This is a genomic window from Parageobacillus sp. VR-IP, assembly GCF_013357975.1.
Lineage (GTDB): Bacteria > Bacillota > Bacilli > Bacillales > Anoxybacillaceae > Saccharococcus > Saccharococcus caldoxylosilyticus.
Genome location: NZ_JABVYQ010000007.1, coordinates 69,376 through 84,856 on the forward strand (window position 1 = coordinate 69,376; position 15,481 = coordinate 84,856).

The window sequence follows — 15,481 nt, forward strand, 5'->3', positions numbered from 1 at the left end:
TACCGCGGAACGCTTTTTCCGTCCTTTTACAAGGAAGGAAAAAGCGTTTTTTATTAGCAGGCAGAAAGGAGGATACGTATGAAAAAGCAGCGAGTCGTCGTGAAAATCGGAAGCAGTTCATTAACGGATGCGAAAGGCGTTCTTTGCCACGAAAAACTTTTCGACCATGTCGAAGCGATCGCCTATATGAAACAATTAGGCCACGAAGTCATTTTGATTACATCGGGTGCGGTCGCTGCCGGATTTGGACCGCTCGGCTATCCGTCCCGACCAACGACCACCGCGGGAAAACAAGCAGCGGCGGCAGTCGGGCAAGGGCTGCTGATGCAAGGCTATATTTCCGCGTTTAAACAGTTCGGTATTACGACCGGACAAATTTTATTAACAAGAGAAGACTTTTATAGCCGCGAACGGTTTCATAATTTATTTTCCACCATCACCACATTGCTGGAATGCGGAGTTTTGCCGATCATTAACGAAAACGACTCCGTGTCCGTCGAGGAATTGACATTTGGCGACAACGATATGCTTTCCGCCCTTGTCAGCGGCTTTTTGCACGCGGATGCGCTCATTATCTTAACCGATATTAACGGGTTGTATGATGATAATCCGAGAACAAATCCAAAAGCGAAAAAATACGCGTTTCTTCCGAATATTACCGATGAAATGATTGAAGCGGCGGGCGGCAGCGGCTCTGCGGTCGGAACCGGCGGCATGAAATCAAAGCTTCTCGCCGCGCAAAAAGCGTTATCGTTTGGGGTAAGCGTGTTTGTCGGAACGGGTACAGGGAAAGAAAAACTTTTCGACATTTTGGAAGGAAAAGGAGATGGGACGTATATCGGTTCACCGTTCCACGGACATATGCAAATGCGCAAGCAATGGATTGCTTATCACGCACCTGTGGCTGGGAAAATCGAAATTGACGAAGGAGCGGAAACCGCCCTATTGCAGCGTGGAAAAAGCTTGCTGCCCGCCGGTGTTACCGCCGTGTATGGCACGTTTTCCGCCATGGATGTCGTTGAAGTCGTCAACCGAAAAGGAGCCGTCATCGGCCACGGCCAAGTGTATTACTCCTCTGGCGATTTAGAACAAGTCAAAGGCCTTGCCAGCAATGAGGCAAGAAAATATTCGATTAACCATCGCCCTGAAGTGATCCACCGCGATAATTGGGTATCATTACGAAAGGAGAGTGTTATCAAATGAACGAATTGCTTACCAAAGCCAAGCGGCTGCAACAAGCAGCGAAAACGTTAGCCCTCCTGTCAGCGGAAGAAAAAAACGAAGCGTTAGCACGCATCGCCGAAGCGCTGATAAAACAAAAAGAATGGATTTTGCAAGAAAACGAAAAAGACGTTGCGCTCGGAAAAGAACAAGGACTTTCTCCTGCCTTAATCGACCGGTTGCAGCTAACCAACGAACGAATCGACCAAATCGTCGACGGCGTCCGCCAAGTTGCGGGGCTTCCTGATCCAATCGGCGAAATCGTCGAAGAATGGACGCGGCCAAATGGCCTGCGCATTCAAACGGTGCGCGTGCCGCTTGGCGTCATCGGCATGGTGTACGAAGCGCGGCCAAACGTCACCGTCGATGCCGCCAGCCTTTGCCTAAAAACGGGAAACGCCGTCTTATTGCGCGGCAGCTCCTCTGCGCTTCATTCGAACAAATCGCTCGTTTACGTCATGAAAGAGGCGCTTCACGATACTGCCGTCCCTGCCGATGCCATCCAGCTTCTTGAAGACACCAGCCGGGAGGTGGCCCAGCAAATGTTTCGTTTAAACGGCTACTTAGACGTATTAATTCCGCGCGGCGGGGCAGGGCTGATTCGCTCCGTCATCGAAAACGCCACCGTTCCGGTGCTGGAGACCGGTGTCGGCAACTGCCATATTTTTATCGATGAATCAGCACAAAAACAAATGGCAATCGATATTGTATTGAACGCGAAATTGCAGCGTCCATCCGTTTGTAATGCGGTGGAAACGGTGTTAATCCATCAAAACTGGCCGTATATCAGCGAACTCATCGAAACGCTTCATGCGCGCGGCGTCGAGCTGCGCGGCGATTCGCGACTTGCTTCATCGTATTCCTTTATCCAGCAGGCTACCGAAGCCGACTGGAGCACCGAATATTTGGCGCCGATTTTAGCCGTTAAACTCGTGCAAGACGTCAAAGAAGCGGTCGACCATATTAACCGTTACGGCACGAAGCATTCGGAAGCGATTATTTCCGAACAAAACGACAACGTCCGCTTCTTTTTCCAAGCGATTGACGCCGCCGTGCTTTACCATAACGCCTCAACCCGCTTCACCGACGGCGAACAGTTTGGCTACGGAGCGGAAATCGGCATTAGCACACAGAAGCTCCACGCCCGCGGCCCGATGGGATTGCGCGCGATCACGACGACCAAATCGCTCGTCTACGGCACGGGACAAATCCGCTCTTAACACGGAAAAAGCCGAATCCAACGCGATGGATTCGGCTTTGACTCTGCCATTTTGACGTTCGCATAAGCCGCAAGGCCACATGCCCAATGACGGCAAGCGGGAAAATAACCATCGTATCAGGATGATCAATCATACTTCCAGCCGCTGCGGCAATACCAACGATCATATTATATTTCCCCATCATTCCCGCCAGTTTTTCTTGATCACGAATGCGCCGCTAATGGTATCCGGACAAGTAACCACATATATTTTTCCCAAAAAAAAATACATTTGCATGGTGCTTTTCCTTTTTGTTCTTTGTTCATCCGATTCGGAATATCAAACGCCTAACTAATAGAACATAGATGTACGAGAAACTCTGTACACCCATGTTAGGAATGGGACGGTTTCGAGGCAAACACCCAAAAGCGGCTGCCGGCAAAATTGACGGCAATGCCTCCCAACGTCGCGATCAGTTTTCCGGCAAACAGCGGCCAGTGCCCAACGTCCCGGCAGAGAAAGAGCAGAAGAAGCGTCACCGCCAGCGACAGCACATTGACGATCATAAAACGCAAAAACTCTCCGATGTTGGCTTTTTGTTTCACTTGAAACGTCCACATTCGGTTCCATACATAGCTGTTGACCACGCCGGCGGTATAAGAGCATACTTGCGCCAATAGCGCGGAAACACCAAACGAGGTAAGAAGAAAAAAGACAATAAAGTCCACGAGCGTATTTCCGACCCCGACAAGGCAAAAGCGCCATAACGTTCGCATGTTTTCTCGTTCATTCCATATAAAACGGTACTTTTTCATATTTTGTTCCGACTCCCCATGTATCTTTGACGATATATAGCGGGCGCTGCTTTACTTCATCATAGATACGACCGATATATTCCCCCATCACGCCAAGCATCATAAACATAACGCCGTTGCACAATAAGGTCGCCATGAAAAGCGACGCCCATCCCGCCACCGTCGAATGCGTAAATAGCTTTAAATATAAAGTGATGATGATGCCAAGCACGCTTGAGGCAGAAAGGAAAAAGCCTAACAAACTGGCGAACTTCAATGGTTTATACGAAAACGAAGTGATTCCGTCGAGCGAAAAGCGAATCATTTTCTTGAGCGGATACTTCGTCTCCCCGGCAAACCGCTCCTCCCGCTCATATTCCACGGCTGTCTGCTTGAATCCGACCCAGCTTACGAGCCCACGGACAAAGCGGCTCCGCTCTCTCATATAGACTAACTGATCGCGCACTTTCCGGTCAATAAGACGGAAATCGCCGGTATCAACAGGAATATCGATTTCGGTCGCCGCCCGCAGCACCCGGTAAAACAGATAGGCGGTAAACTTTTTAAACATCGTTTCTCCTTTTCGTTTCACGCGCTTCGCATAAACAACGTCATACCCTTCTTTCCATTTGTCAATCATGTCTAAAATTAATTCAGGCGGATCTTGCAAATCGGCGTCAATAATGACGATCGCTTTTCCCGCCGCATAATCCATTCCAGCCGTAATCGCGATTTGGTGGCCAAAGTTGCGGGAAAAATCTACATATTTGACCGTTTCGTCTTTCACGGCAAGTTCTTTTAAAATGTCCATGGTTTCATCTTCGCTGCCGTCGTTGACAAACAACAGTTCATACGGCCCATCGGTTTGTTCCATCACGCGCTTTAGCCGGCGGTACGTTTCGCGAATGACAAGCGCCTCATTATAGACCGGAATCACCACGGAATATTTTACCATACACCAACCCTCCTATCCTTCATATTTGTAAAGCTTCACACCGCGCTCCATCGGCGACGACATTCCATTCTGTTCGCTCCAGCGCTCCGCTGTTGCCGCATTCGTTTGCCACTCCGATTGCGGCACTTCCTGACAATGTGTCTGAATCCACTGAATCAGCTTGCTGTTTCCTTCGCCGCCTCCGCCACCAAATCTGGAGATAAGAAAATATTTCACTTCTCCATCTCTCACCATTTTCGCTAATTGTTCCGTTGTCAACACCGGATCCGTCCCTAAAAATCCCCCCATCGCCATGACCGCTTTATCTGTCTTTAGCATCAGCTCGGCCGCCGTATTCGCGCGGATAGTTGCCGCCAAATATTTTTCCCCGTTATAATGCTTTTCCAGATAGGCAAGCAAATCCGCATGGACTTCTCTTTCCTCCCTATCTCCGAAAACGCGCTGTCCGTATTCGTTTGGACTCTTTAAATCCGGTCCGGCGTACGGAAGCGTGCTATTGCCTCCATACAATAGCGGGGTGAGCGACCAATAAAACGGCATGACAAGAAGTCCAAACAAGCTGGCTATTTTCAAATAGCGCGCCGCTTTCCTTTGCTGGCGAAATGCGATGAGAAAACAAAACATGGCCAGTCCATAGAGCGCAATCGACAGCGGCCAAATGCTTGATAATGAAGAGCTGGATTGAAATACAATATAAGATTCGAATAAAAGCGTCATAAGCAGCGCGCATGGAAACAACCATTGCCAAAAGCCGCTCTGTTCCTTGTAAAACTGCCACAAAAGCTCGCTTCCGACCGCGACCAGCACAGCGATCGCCGGCGCCATCATGCTTAAATAATAACGGTGATAAAATCCGGCTACGCTAAAAAACACGGCCATCGGCACGAGCCAAGCGAACCAAAACAGCATAAATTGATGAAACGGCGTGAACGCCCGCTGCCGGCGGATCGACGCGAACAACCCAATCGCGGCAAACAGCACAAACGGCAGAAGCCAGCTGATTTGTCCGGCTAACTGTTGCTGAAACAGGCGGAACAAACCTGGATCTCCCGTCTCTCCTTTTCCGATTCCCCCCATTCCGCCAGGAGGCCGCCCGTCGTTCGGGAAATTTGGCCGACTATGTAGCGGATCGTTTGGATGATCAGAAAGCGATGAAGGAGAAGATTCGTTTGCGGAACGATTCGTTTGTCCATTTCCACCTTGTAATACAACATCGCCGTGCATGGCCCGCTTCCCGCCCGGCCCCGCCGCTCCTGTTAAACGGTCGATCCCATTATAGCCAAGCGCCAGCTCGAGCACCGAATTCGTTTGACTGCTGCCGATATACGGACGTTTATCTTTCGGAATCGCGTCGACGATGACCGCATAGGAAAGCGAAACAGCCAAGACGACGACCGTAGCGGCCGTTAAATGCCAAAGCCGCTTTTTCCAGGACGCTTTTCCTGCCAGCCAATAGAACAAATAAAACGCCGGCAGCACCATATACGCCTGCAGCATTTTCATGTTAAAGCCCACGCCCACGAGCGCAAAGCTAACGAGCAGCCACGAAACCCGCTGTTTCCGTACGGCTTTCATCAATGCCCATGACGCCGCCAGCAAGGTGAAAATTAAGATCGCGTCAATATTGTTCGTGCGCGCCACCGCCACAAAAATAGGGGTACAAGCGAAAATCAGACTCGACCACCTAGCGGCCGCCTTGCCGGCAAATGGCCTGACAATAAAATAAATCAGCAGCGTCGAACCGACGCCAGCGAGCGCTTCGGGAAGCAGGACACCCCAGTCGCTTACACCAAAGATGGCCACGCTTAACGCTTGAAACCATAACGCGACAGGCGGCTTGTCAACGGTAATAAATCCTTCTGGATCAAGCGATGCGAAGAAAAACGCCTTCCAGTTCGCCGTCATGCTTTTCGCCGCCGCGGTATAATATACATTTGACCCTTCATTGCCGATATGATAAAAATTGAAAAAAATAGATAGAAGGACAATGACAAGCAGCCATCCATCCACCCGCCTGATCGATTTCATCTTCCTTCCCACTCCCTTTCTTGATTCGCCACCTCTTCTTTTACGTGTTTCCAACATACAACAGGACGGTGAAAATTGAGTGAAAAAGCTCATTCGCCGCATACGCTGATTCGAGTTACATACCAACATATCAAAATAAAAATAGATGTTCCTTTTCTACTTTGCTTTTATAGGAGAAGGAGGAGGGGAGAGAATGGAACAAGAAGCCATGCTAAAAGAAATTTTGAAGGCATTGGAACTGCATTCTGGCCATATTCATGCAGAAATTCAACAAATGAGCAGCCAGCTTAGAGCGGATACGCAAGAGGTGGGTAACCAACTTAGAACAGAAATGCGAGAGATGGCCGGAAAACTAGAAGAAAAAATGGATAAGCGATTTAATCAGCTTGGAAACAAAAGTGGACAGCCTGCGCATCGAACTGTCAGAAACACAGGAAACGGTCGACTTTCTTTCAAGCAAAACGCTCCAGCATGAACGGAAAATCCGCGAGTTGTACCGGCAGCAATAATCTTTTTACTTCCTCTCCCGTTGTCTGCCTATCTATTTTTCCCATAAAAAAACAAGCCCGCCATTTGCGGACTCGCCGTTTCTCATTACAATAAATAAGCTATTCGATCTTTAATTAAGCCGTCTGTCTGTACAACAGCCACCGCTCAGCGGAATCGCATGGGAACAAACTCGCTGTTACTCATTTGGTTCGTACACTTCCCATGTCCATTTGATCGATTCCACGATTTCGTTTGCTACTGTTTCCGGATCAAGGTTGTTCGTTAACACACGGGAATTGTGGATGGAGTAGGCGTTTCTTCGCTGGAAAAATAATTGTTCGATTTCCTCTAATGTTTTATTCTTTAGCACAGGACGATTATCGACAATTAACGGAAGGCGCTCTTTCCAACACTCCCATGACAAATCTAAAAAGAAGACAATACAATGGGATAAACAAGCGTTTCTTACTTCCTCTTGCAAATACGCGCCTCCCCCGAGGGAAAGAATTTTTAAGCGGGTGTTCGTGCAAAGATCAACGATCAGTTCCCTCTCCACTTTTCGAAAATAGTCTTCTCCCATTTGTTCAAAAATGGCCGGAATCGACATTTGATGCCGTTTCTCGATTTCCTGATCTACATCAATAAAGTCACGATACAGCTTTTTCGCTACAAGCTGGCCAATCGTTGTTTTTCCTACCCCCATAAAACCGATTAACACTATATTTCTTTCCCGAAGCGGAATGTTAAAATATGTCCCCATATCAGCGCCCTTCCTTTAAAACAGATCATGAAAATGAGATGAACTCGACTGCCGCACGACAAGCTCCGGCTGTAAAATAAGCCGTTTCGGTTCACTTATTTCACCTGTCATGCGTTGATGCAAAATATCAGCCGCATGAATGCCGATTTTTTCAGGAAACGCCGCAATCGTGGTTAAAGGAGGATGAAATAAGGCGGATTCTTGAATATTGTCAAACCCGACTACAGCTATGTCACGGCCCGGCACCATTCCAGCTTCCTTTAAACCTAGCATAGCGCCAAACGCCACAACATCATTATAACAAAATACCGCTGTTGGCGGGTTAGGATGTTGCAGCGCTTGTTTCATCGCCTTTTTTCCTCCCTGCCTTGTTGTAAACGCTTGTATGAATAACGATTCATCTATTTCAATGCCTGCTTGTTCTAGCGCTTGACAATAGCTTTTTTTTCGGTCCCTCCATACAGATGAATCAGCAAAACCGCCTAAAAAAGCAATGCGGCGATGCCCTTGCTGAATTAAATGTTCTGTCGCCAATCTTCCACCAGCTACATTATCAATTCCAACGTAATCAAACTGTTCCTTGGATGGCAACTCCCTCGCTATTAATACGACTGGAATTTCCCGCTGTTTTAGGCGCCCGACCATGTCCACTGAGCATCCGGGCACAGGGCTCATGATGACGCCGCCTACCCGATACTCAAGCATCGTCGATAAAAGCGCATCCTGCTTCTCCGGGGAGTCAAACGTCGTCCCTAAAATCACAGTATACCCTTCTTTATCTAAAGCTTCATGAACACCGACTAATAATTCAGAAAAAAAATGGGTTGCCGATTTCCGTAATAATCAACCCGACGGTGGAAGAACGCTGCGACCGCAAATTTGCGGCCACTCGATCATACACATATCCTAATTCTTTCATTGCCTTTAATACTTTTTTCCGCGTTTCTTTTGAAATGGACGAGCTCCCGCGGACAACGAGGGAAGCTGTCGCCCGCGATACGCCGGCATGTTTGGCTACTTGCTCTAAAGTGACGCGCGATCGCTTTTTTTCGCCATCGATCAACACCTGCTTGCTGTTAGATGCACTTATCTTTGTTTCACTATCTGCTTTTTAACGGACGAAATGGATCAAATAAGAGTATAAGCGTTATTGACAAACGTTGTCAATTCATAATTAATATGAATCTCTTCCCTCTTCATTCTATATCCGTTTTTGGCAGCAACGCAGGAGGAGGGCTTCTTTCCCTGCCTAATACGATAGGTGAACCTCCCCGGCTAAATCAAAGATTCTAGTCGGGGCATCCATTGTCTTAAATACAGCTGTACTCATCCTAAATGCTTCGCATTATTAGAATAGGAATGCGTCGAAGTTTTGGTTCAACAAAAGTTTTTGTGAATAAAAAAACTCCCGATTTCTCTCCCACCTTCCCTTCGTTTCGAAGGGGAGACTTCTCGGGAAATGTTAAAAAACAGATTGATCACCAAACTGCTTGGGGCTAATATGCAACATGTTATAAAACGGCTATATTACATTTTTTTGCTCAAGTGTTTGTATTTCTTCTGGTGATAATCCTAGCATATCCTGAAGAATTTCTTGATTGTGCTCTCCTAAGTCAGGGGCAATATGGCGAATAGTTCCAGGTGTTTTTTCGAATTTCGGGACAATTCCAGGAACTTTTATTTTTCCAAGTCGCGGATGTTTCACTTCGATAATATTCTCCCGAGCCTGATAATGTGGATGTTCAAAAATATCTTTAATATTCAAAATCGGACTGACAGGAACGCCATATTCGTCTAGCGGCTGAAGCAGATCTTCGCGCGTCATCGAACGAATCCAATCGGCAACCATTTGGTTCATTTCATCATGATGCTGCAAGCGACGTTCATTGGCGCAAAATTTTTCATTCGTTAAAAGATCTCCCCTGTTCATCGCTTTTGCCAATCGCTCAAAGGGGGAATCAGTACTTGTAACTAAAACAACTCAATGGCCATCCTTTGTCATAAATGTCCCCGCCGGACTCGAGTGGCCAGTTAACCCTGGGGAATGCCCTCTAATTTTTCCAAGCTTATCGTATTCAGCGATTAAAAATTCCATCATCCGGAATACGGATTCATATAAAGCGATATCGACCTTTTGCCCCTCGCATTGCGGGTGGACATCGCGGTAATAGATGGCGGTCACCGCGGCAAAAGCAACGTAAATACCTGTAATATAGTCCGTTAAAGAAAACGGCGGGCTGACTGGCGGCCGATCTGGATATCCTTGCAAATACGTAAAGCCGCTAAAGGCGGTAGCCGGCGTGCCAAATCCTGCTTTTTCCCGAAATGGTCCCGTCTGGCCATAACCAGATACGCGAATCATTACCAAATTCGAATTGATTTTTTAAGCTCCTCATATCCCCCTCCCCATTTTTCCAACGCGCCAGGACGAAAGTTTTCAATAGCAATATCGACTTTGCTGACCAATTTCTTAAAAATCTCCATAACCTTCTTTTTTACGCAAATCGAGTGTCAAAGTTTTTTATTTCGTGACAGTCCAGGCCACCTTAACGGTTCCATGATCAAGAAAAGGACCTACATGCCGCAAAGTGTCTCCTTTACCGGGCATTTCAATTTTGATAACATCCGCACCAAAATCTCCAAGCAACACCACGCCAAAGGAAGCGGCAATCATTGTGGATACATCTAGCACTTTAACTCCTTCCAATGGCAGTCTGCTCATGATCTCCCCCTCTCCCCTGAAAATAAACTGATTTATATATGGCAACCAGATGATAGTCTAGCTTTTTTATCATAAATTCTGTAAAAATAGACATCCTCTATATGTTACATAACCGCAAATCACTATCTACTTCTCCCAGCACTTGCTTCTTACATATTTATTAACTGCTCAACATATATTTTTGAACAATGCGAATGGCATCTTTTAGATCTTCGATTGGTATTTGACCTGGAGCAGAGCTATTTTGACCAACAGCAAAAGTAACGGCCGAACCAAACATCCATCCGGCCAAGCGAGTAATGACCCCTAATCCTCCCATCGACATGGTGATAAGGGGAATACTTAACTGACTTCGTGCCTCTTGGGTCGCGTGGAATAAAACAAGCAAGTCTTGTGGCGAAGTAGGCATAACAGCGACTTTGGCAATATCAGCCCCATATGATTCTGCTTTCAGCATTTTTTGAACAATTTCTTCTTTTTGAGGAGTGAAGCTGAAATTATGATAGGACATAATCATGCGAATGCCATATTCCTTTGATACTTGACGAAGCGATACCAGTTCTTTTTCATAAAGCAACTCGTAATCAATCATATCTACTACTTGGCGTTTGCAAACCTCTATAAGTAGTTGGATTTTTTCTGTTTCTGTTAACGGAATAGGATTCCCGCCTTCCTTTTCCGAGCGAACCGTAAAAAGAATGGGAATTTCTCCTGCAATTTTTCTAATCGCCAGTGCTGTTTCTAGCACCTTTTGCGTATCGCAAATATCCTTAAAAAAATCGGCGCGCCACTCAATAATATCAGGACCCTTTCGGCATATTTCTTCCGTTTCCAACAAAATTTGTTCCATACTCGCTCCTACTACAGGAGTACAAATGCATGGCTGTTCTCCGCCAATTTGTTTGCCCCTCACAGATACAATTTTTTGTGATATATTCATCATGATTATCCCCCTATTCTCGATATCCTAACTTTTCTGAAATGGCCTTAGCCCCTTCTTTGACAAGTAGCTTATATTTTTCTATTACTTCAGAAGTAAATCGGTTCGTAGGACCTGACACAGACAAACACGCCTTAACTTCACCGTTAATATTGAAAATAGGTGCAGCAACCGCAGCGGAACCAACTTCACGTTCGTCAATGCTCGCAGCACACTGCTGTAACTTAATCTTTTCAAGTTCTTCCTTTAATTGAGTTAATTTTTCCTTTGATGGAACTTGCTCAAAAATTTGCTGTTGAAAAGCAGGTGATTGATAGGCCAAAATCGCCTTTCCACCAGCCCCTGCCCACAACGGTAATTTTTCTCCGATTTTAACCATGTGACGGATCGATTGAAGTCCTTCACATTGCTCCACACAAACCCTTGAATCTCTCTCCAACATATATAAATTTACTGTTTCGCGAGTCTTGTTACGCAGCTGTTCCATAATTGGTCTGGCAATTTCTCTAATTTTAATCGATTTTCCAGCAATGTGTCCAAGATAGTATATTCCTTGCCCAAGGCGGTATTTTAAAGTAACCGGATCTTTTACAACTAGATTATTTTGTTCTAAAGTAGATAACAATCTAGTAGTAGTGGATTTCGCAAGCGAAATTTTATTTGCAATCTCTGTTAAGGAAAGCTCCTGCTCTTCCAAAGTAAAACAATACAAAATATCGATTGCTCGTTGCACAGTGCGTAACCCTGTTTCTGTTTTTTTGCTATCTTGTTCGTTCGTAGATTTTATCATAAAATTCACCTCTTTTTGTTCCGTCAAACGGAAATTAATTTCTCTGTACGGAACTATTTGAGTTCATTTTACATTCGTTTTCTATTTTTATCAAGAGTTTTCAGATATTTTCGTTGCCTGAGTTTGATAAAACTTTGATGCCGTAACATTCCTGTATTCTTAGTTGTCCAGTTAGAGAATTGCAGACAGAAATGAAGGGAATTCTTTTAGATAAATAACAAGAAATGAAGCTGTTTTTCGGAATGCAAACAGACAAAAACTAGAAAATATACATAATGAGTAATATAATTTAGAAAAGTTTAAAGATTCTTGTTTATAATCTAGGCAAATGCCAAAAAGTTTGTTATAATTCACTCAAAAGTTCCGTATTACGTAATCCAGTTACACACATCGGAACATTTTTAGACGTTGTTCTCAACCGCTGTACATACTAGGAGGTGTTTCGCCATTATGAAAGTCTAGCACTGTTTTTTATGAAATGTGCGCGTTTACAACCAGCGATAAAAAATATAATGGATGGTGATTATACGTATGAAAAAACGACGCTGGGCTATAGCCTTTTTAATCGCAGTTGGGGTTATTATTAATTATTTTGACCGCATCAATATGTCCGTTGCGATAAAACCATTATCAGAAGAGTTTCATCTAACTCCTGGACAACTCGGAATTCTTTTATCTTCCTTTGCATGGTCTTACGCCCTTCTTCAGATCCCTTCAGGTGCCTTACTAGATAAAATTGGAGTCAAATGGGTAGCACGAATTGGCACCATTATTTGGTCAGCTGCTTGTTTCATCACGGCGATTGCCAGCGGCCAGGGGCTTGTGATTTTATCACGGATTTTACTAGGAATTGGGGAAGCACCATATTTTCCAGCTGCTACAAAAGCCATTGGCTACTGGTTTCCTCGTAACGAACGCGGAACAGCCGTTGCGCTTTATGATGCCCAGTCAAAACTGTCCAACGCAATCGGTACCCCTATTATCGCTTGGGTAATAACTGAATGGGGATGGAGAGCAGGGTTTTATGTCACTGCAGTTCTTAGTCTTGTCTATGCTATTGTGTTTTGGATTTCGTATCGGGACCCACATGAAGACAAACGACTATCTAAAGAAGAGTACACCTATATTGTAGAAGGAGGCGCTCAGAAAACAGGCGAATCATCAGGAAGTGTATGGAAAGATCTTCGATATTTATTAACAAAGCGAAAAGTTTGGGCAACGCTCATTGGGTTTGCGGCATATGGTTACTCCTGGTTCCTCTTTCTCACATGGCTTCCTGGTTATCTTGTCACGGAAATGCATATGTCCGTATTAAAATCTGGATGGTATGCGTCAATACCTTGGATTGTAGGAACCATCTCAGAGCTTTTAATAGGAGGATGGCTAATTGACCGTTTAGTAAATAAAGGATACAATTCGACACATGTACGTAAGACATTCCTTGTAATCGGCATGCTTCTTGGCATGTCTGTCATAGGAGCAGCTTTTACAAGCAATCCAAACATTGCGATACTCTGTATTTCCATTGCTCTTGGCGGTCTTGTCATTACTTCATCGATCGCTTACAGCATTCCAACCTTCATTGCCCCGCAGGGAACTGTCGGAACACTGGTAGGAATTTTAACGTTTGGGAATAATTCTATGGCCATTCTTGCTCCCATCATCACCGGATTTATTGTGCAGGCAACTGGATCATTTATGTACGCTTTTCTAGTAGCAGCGGTTATTTTGATTATCGGTATTTTCAGCTATGTATTTTTACTCACTGATTTAGAACCAATCGAGCCCATGCTAGATAATTCTGCGGAATATGACATGAAAGACATAAGCGCTCGATAAAAATAACGAATGATATAAAGAAGGTCGGCTTTTTTCTCATTGGAAGGCAATGTGAAGCCGGCCATATTTTATGATCTTCTCAATCATGTTACTTCTCTTTTTTTCATAAGGCTAATGCCTAGTTTCTCCGTAACAATTTTACATCGTAAAAATACATAGGCTTACATCTCATTTTTTCCATCATTCAGTATCTACCATACTTTTTCATGAAAAACCAAAGACCTTTTCCCGATGACAGTATCGAGAAAAGGTCGGCGTTAGCTCATACTTTAATTTTTTGGCCTCTTATCACATTTTTACTCATTATTACTTGCTTCTGGCGATAATATCATATAAGTGGCACTACCAGCAGCAACAGCTTTTCTGTTTGGATCAATCATTTCAGCTGTACCGACAGCATTTCCGCGATGATTTAATGTTGCTTTTGCTATCAAACGTTTCGCATACGCTGGGCGGAAACAGTTCATTTTCATTTCTACTGTTGCTGAAGCTTGATCCCCCTACAAAGTAAGAACGAACAGCCAAACCAATGGCTGCATTAATGAGCGAGGCAAGAACGCCGCCGTGTACAGTCCCCCTGCGTTGATGAAGATTTGATGTGATGTCATCTCAATTTCAGCGTACCCTTCTTTCATTACTGTTTCTCTCATCCCAATACAATCCCAAAATGGACTCATCCCCGGTTTAGTTCTTTTCATGTTCTGTTACCGCCTGTTTCTGTCCATAATAGCGTCGCATGTGATCAATAAATGTCTATTTTCTGTCCTTTATTAGCTGATTCCATAATAGCGTTGATTACCTTTAGTATTTCTAAACCATCTTCTCCCGTCACTAAAGGCTCTGCTCCTCCTCTCAATACATCAATAAAATGTAACAACTCCGCAGTCATTGGATCATTATCTTCTATTAAATTCTTCCGTTATCAATTCATCTTCCCATTGGGCTTTTGTATTTTACTGGAAAAACGGTGATGATGTCCGACCATCAGTTTAACATTATTTTGCTTGCATACTTCAATCGTTGCTGTTCCGTCCTCAACCGTATCAGCAATCGGTTTCTCGACCAGAACATGCAGCCCTTTGTTTGCACATAGCTCAACGGCTTCTCTGTGTAAACGATTCGGCAGAGTAATAATCACCCCATCTAAATCATATTCATGAATAAGATCTTTATTTGGTTGGTGTATAGAGGTACATTCAATTCCTTGGCTCTTTGCATCGCTAACTCGTTGTTACCTGCCACAGCCACAAGATCTACCCCGTTTATTTTCAGCGCGTCTCTGGCAAACTTATGCCCATGATTCATCCCTGATACCGCTATCCTAATAGTTTTCATAAAACAATCTCCCTTTCATCTTTTAGAGCTTACCTGTTTCATTGATTGCATCTAAACTTTATAAGATAGATTAGGTTATGAACATGATTGTCATTAATTTTAGACAAAACAAAAACTGAACAGCTTACCGACGACATCGGCAGGCTGTTCAACTTTTCTACTTAGTCTTTAGGCAAATATCCTTGCGGGCTATAGCACCATAACAGCCAAAGCGGCTCACCCCTTGTGTTAACATGCTGATGATATTCACCTTCAGGAATAAATATATAGTCTCCTTCTTTAAACGAACGTCTATTGCCATTAGCGTCAACTACCTCGCCCGATCCTCTAATTACTACATCCATTTCTTCCGATTAAGGATGATTATGAAGCGAACTTACTTCTCTAGGAGCAAAAATGGTAATTCCGG

General features: G+C 44.7%; 15 protein-coding genes and 3 pseudogenes. 4 read left to right on the forward strand and 14 right to left on the reverse strand.

The features are described 5' to 3' along the window. Positions 1-78 precede the first annotated feature (78 nt). Both proB and HT574_RS16205 read left to right on the forward strand, forming a co-directional pair. Entirely contained in the window at positions 79-1,203 is a 1,125-nt protein-coding gene (gene proB / locus HT574_RS16200; protein WP_175245400.1) for a glutamate 5-kinase, read from the forward strand. Beyond that, positions 1,200-2,441, forward strand: coding sequence for a glutamate-5-semialdehyde dehydrogenase (locus tag HT574_RS16205; RefSeq protein WP_175245401.1), 1,242 nt, complete (start codon positions 1,200-1,202; stop codon positions 2,439-2,441). Before proB ends, HT574_RS16205 begins: the two co-directional genes overlap by 4 nt. Here HT574_RS16205 and HT574_RS16210 read toward each other — a convergent pair. From HT574_RS16210 to HT574_RS16225, 4 genes are all read right to left on the reverse strand, one after another. Continuing rightward, a complete protein-coding gene (locus tag HT574_RS16210; RefSeq protein ID WP_175245402.1) occupies positions 2,392-2,607 on the reverse strand; it encodes a hypothetical protein in 216 nt (71 codons plus the stop codon). The genes HT574_RS16205 and HT574_RS16210 overlap by 50 nt on opposite strands. Before the next feature lie 205 nt (positions 2,608-2,812). Beyond that, positions 2,813-3,235 carry a GtrA family protein gene (locus HT574_RS16215; RefSeq protein WP_175245403.1) on the reverse strand — a complete coding sequence of 141 codons (423 nt, stop codon included), beginning with the start codon at positions 3,233-3,235 and terminating at the stop codon, positions 2,813-2,815. After that, positions 3,207-4,169 (reverse strand): glycosyltransferase family 2 protein, encoded by a 963-nt coding sequence (locus HT574_RS16220; RefSeq protein WP_175245404.1) that lies wholly within the window; start codon positions 4,167-4,169, stop codon positions 3,207-3,209. Before HT574_RS16220 ends, HT574_RS16215 begins: the two co-directional genes overlap by 29 nt. Before the next feature lie 12 nt (positions 4,170-4,181). Then, positions 4,182-6,197: a glycosyltransferase family 39 protein gene (locus tag HT574_RS16225; RefSeq protein ID WP_175245405.1), complete on the reverse strand. Its 2,016-nt coding sequence runs from the start codon at positions 6,195-6,197 to the stop codon at positions 4,182-4,184. A gap of 193 nt (positions 6,198-6,390) precedes the next feature. On the opposite strand from HT574_RS16225, the pseudogene HT574_RS16230 reads away from it, so the two are divergent. Continuing rightward, positions 6,391-6,706: pseudogene (locus HT574_RS16230) on the forward strand (hypothetical protein). A 176-nt stretch (positions 6,707-6,882) separates the two neighbouring features. On the opposite strand, the gene HT574_RS16235 reads toward HT574_RS16230, so the two are convergent. The 5 genes and pseudogenes from HT574_RS16235 to HT574_RS16255 form a co-directional block, all read right to left on the reverse strand. Next, positions 6,883-7,446 carry a shikimate kinase gene (locus HT574_RS16235; protein WP_175245406.1) on the reverse strand — a complete coding sequence of 188 codons (564 nt, stop codon included), beginning with the start codon at positions 7,444-7,446 and terminating at the stop codon, positions 6,883-6,885. A gap of 15 nt (positions 7,447-7,461) precedes the next feature. Beyond that, positions 7,462-8,506 (reverse strand): annotated as a pseudogene (locus HT574_RS16240) (LacI family DNA-binding transcriptional regulator). 462 nt (positions 8,507-8,968) lie between these two features. Continuing rightward, positions 8,969-10,168, reverse strand: a pseudogene (locus HT574_RS16245) (CaiB/BaiF CoA transferase family protein). Positions 10,169-10,328: 160 nt separating this feature from the next. Beyond that, entirely contained in the window at positions 10,329-11,108 is a 780-nt protein-coding gene (aroD, locus tag HT574_RS16250) for a type I 3-dehydroquinate dehydratase (RefSeq protein WP_175245448.1), read from the reverse strand. A 13-nt stretch (positions 11,109-11,121) separates the two neighbouring features. Then, entirely contained in the window at positions 11,122-11,898 is a 777-nt protein-coding gene (locus tag HT574_RS16255) for an IclR family transcriptional regulator (RefSeq protein WP_175245407.1), read from the reverse strand. Between the two features lie 531 nt (positions 11,899-12,429). Between HT574_RS16255 and HT574_RS16260 the strand changes: the two genes are divergently transcribed. After that, positions 12,430-13,737: an MFS transporter gene (locus tag HT574_RS16260; RefSeq protein ID WP_175245408.1), complete on the forward strand. Its 1,308-nt coding sequence runs from the start codon at positions 12,430-12,432 to the stop codon at positions 13,735-13,737. 296 nt (positions 13,738-14,033) lie between these two features. Here HT574_RS16260 and HT574_RS20055 read toward each other — a convergent pair whose 3' ends face one another. From HT574_RS20055 to HT574_RS20060, 5 genes are all read right to left on the reverse strand, one after another. Beyond that, positions 14,034-14,210, reverse strand: coding sequence for a hotdog family protein (locus HT574_RS20055; RefSeq protein ID WP_254698706.1), 177 nt, complete (start codon positions 14,208-14,210; stop codon positions 14,034-14,036). Between the two features lie 269 nt (positions 14,211-14,479). Further along, positions 14,480-14,626, reverse strand: a complete 147-nt coding sequence (locus tag HT574_RS16270) for a Gfo/Idh/MocA family oxidoreductase (RefSeq protein ID WP_175245409.1) — start codon at positions 14,624-14,626, stop codon at positions 14,480-14,482. 33 nt (positions 14,627-14,659) lie between these two features. Next, on the reverse strand, positions 14,660-14,938 hold the full coding sequence (locus tag HT574_RS16275; RefSeq protein ID WP_175245449.1) for a Gfo/Idh/MocA family protein: 279 nt from the start codon (positions 14,936-14,938) through the stop codon (positions 14,660-14,662). Next, the gene (locus HT574_RS16280) at positions 14,881-15,072 is read right to left on the reverse strand and encodes a hypothetical protein (RefSeq protein WP_175245410.1); all 192 of its coding nucleotides are present in this window, start codon (positions 15,070-15,072) and stop codon (positions 14,881-14,883) included. The genes HT574_RS16275 and HT574_RS16280 overlap by 58 nt, the downstream gene beginning before the upstream one ends. Positions 15,073-15,233: 161 nt before the next feature. Beyond that, positions 15,234-15,416 (reverse strand): cupin domain-containing protein, encoded by a 183-nt coding sequence (locus HT574_RS20060; protein ID WP_254698707.1) that lies wholly within the window; start codon positions 15,414-15,416, stop codon positions 15,234-15,236. Positions 15,417-15,481: the final 65 nt, after the last annotated feature.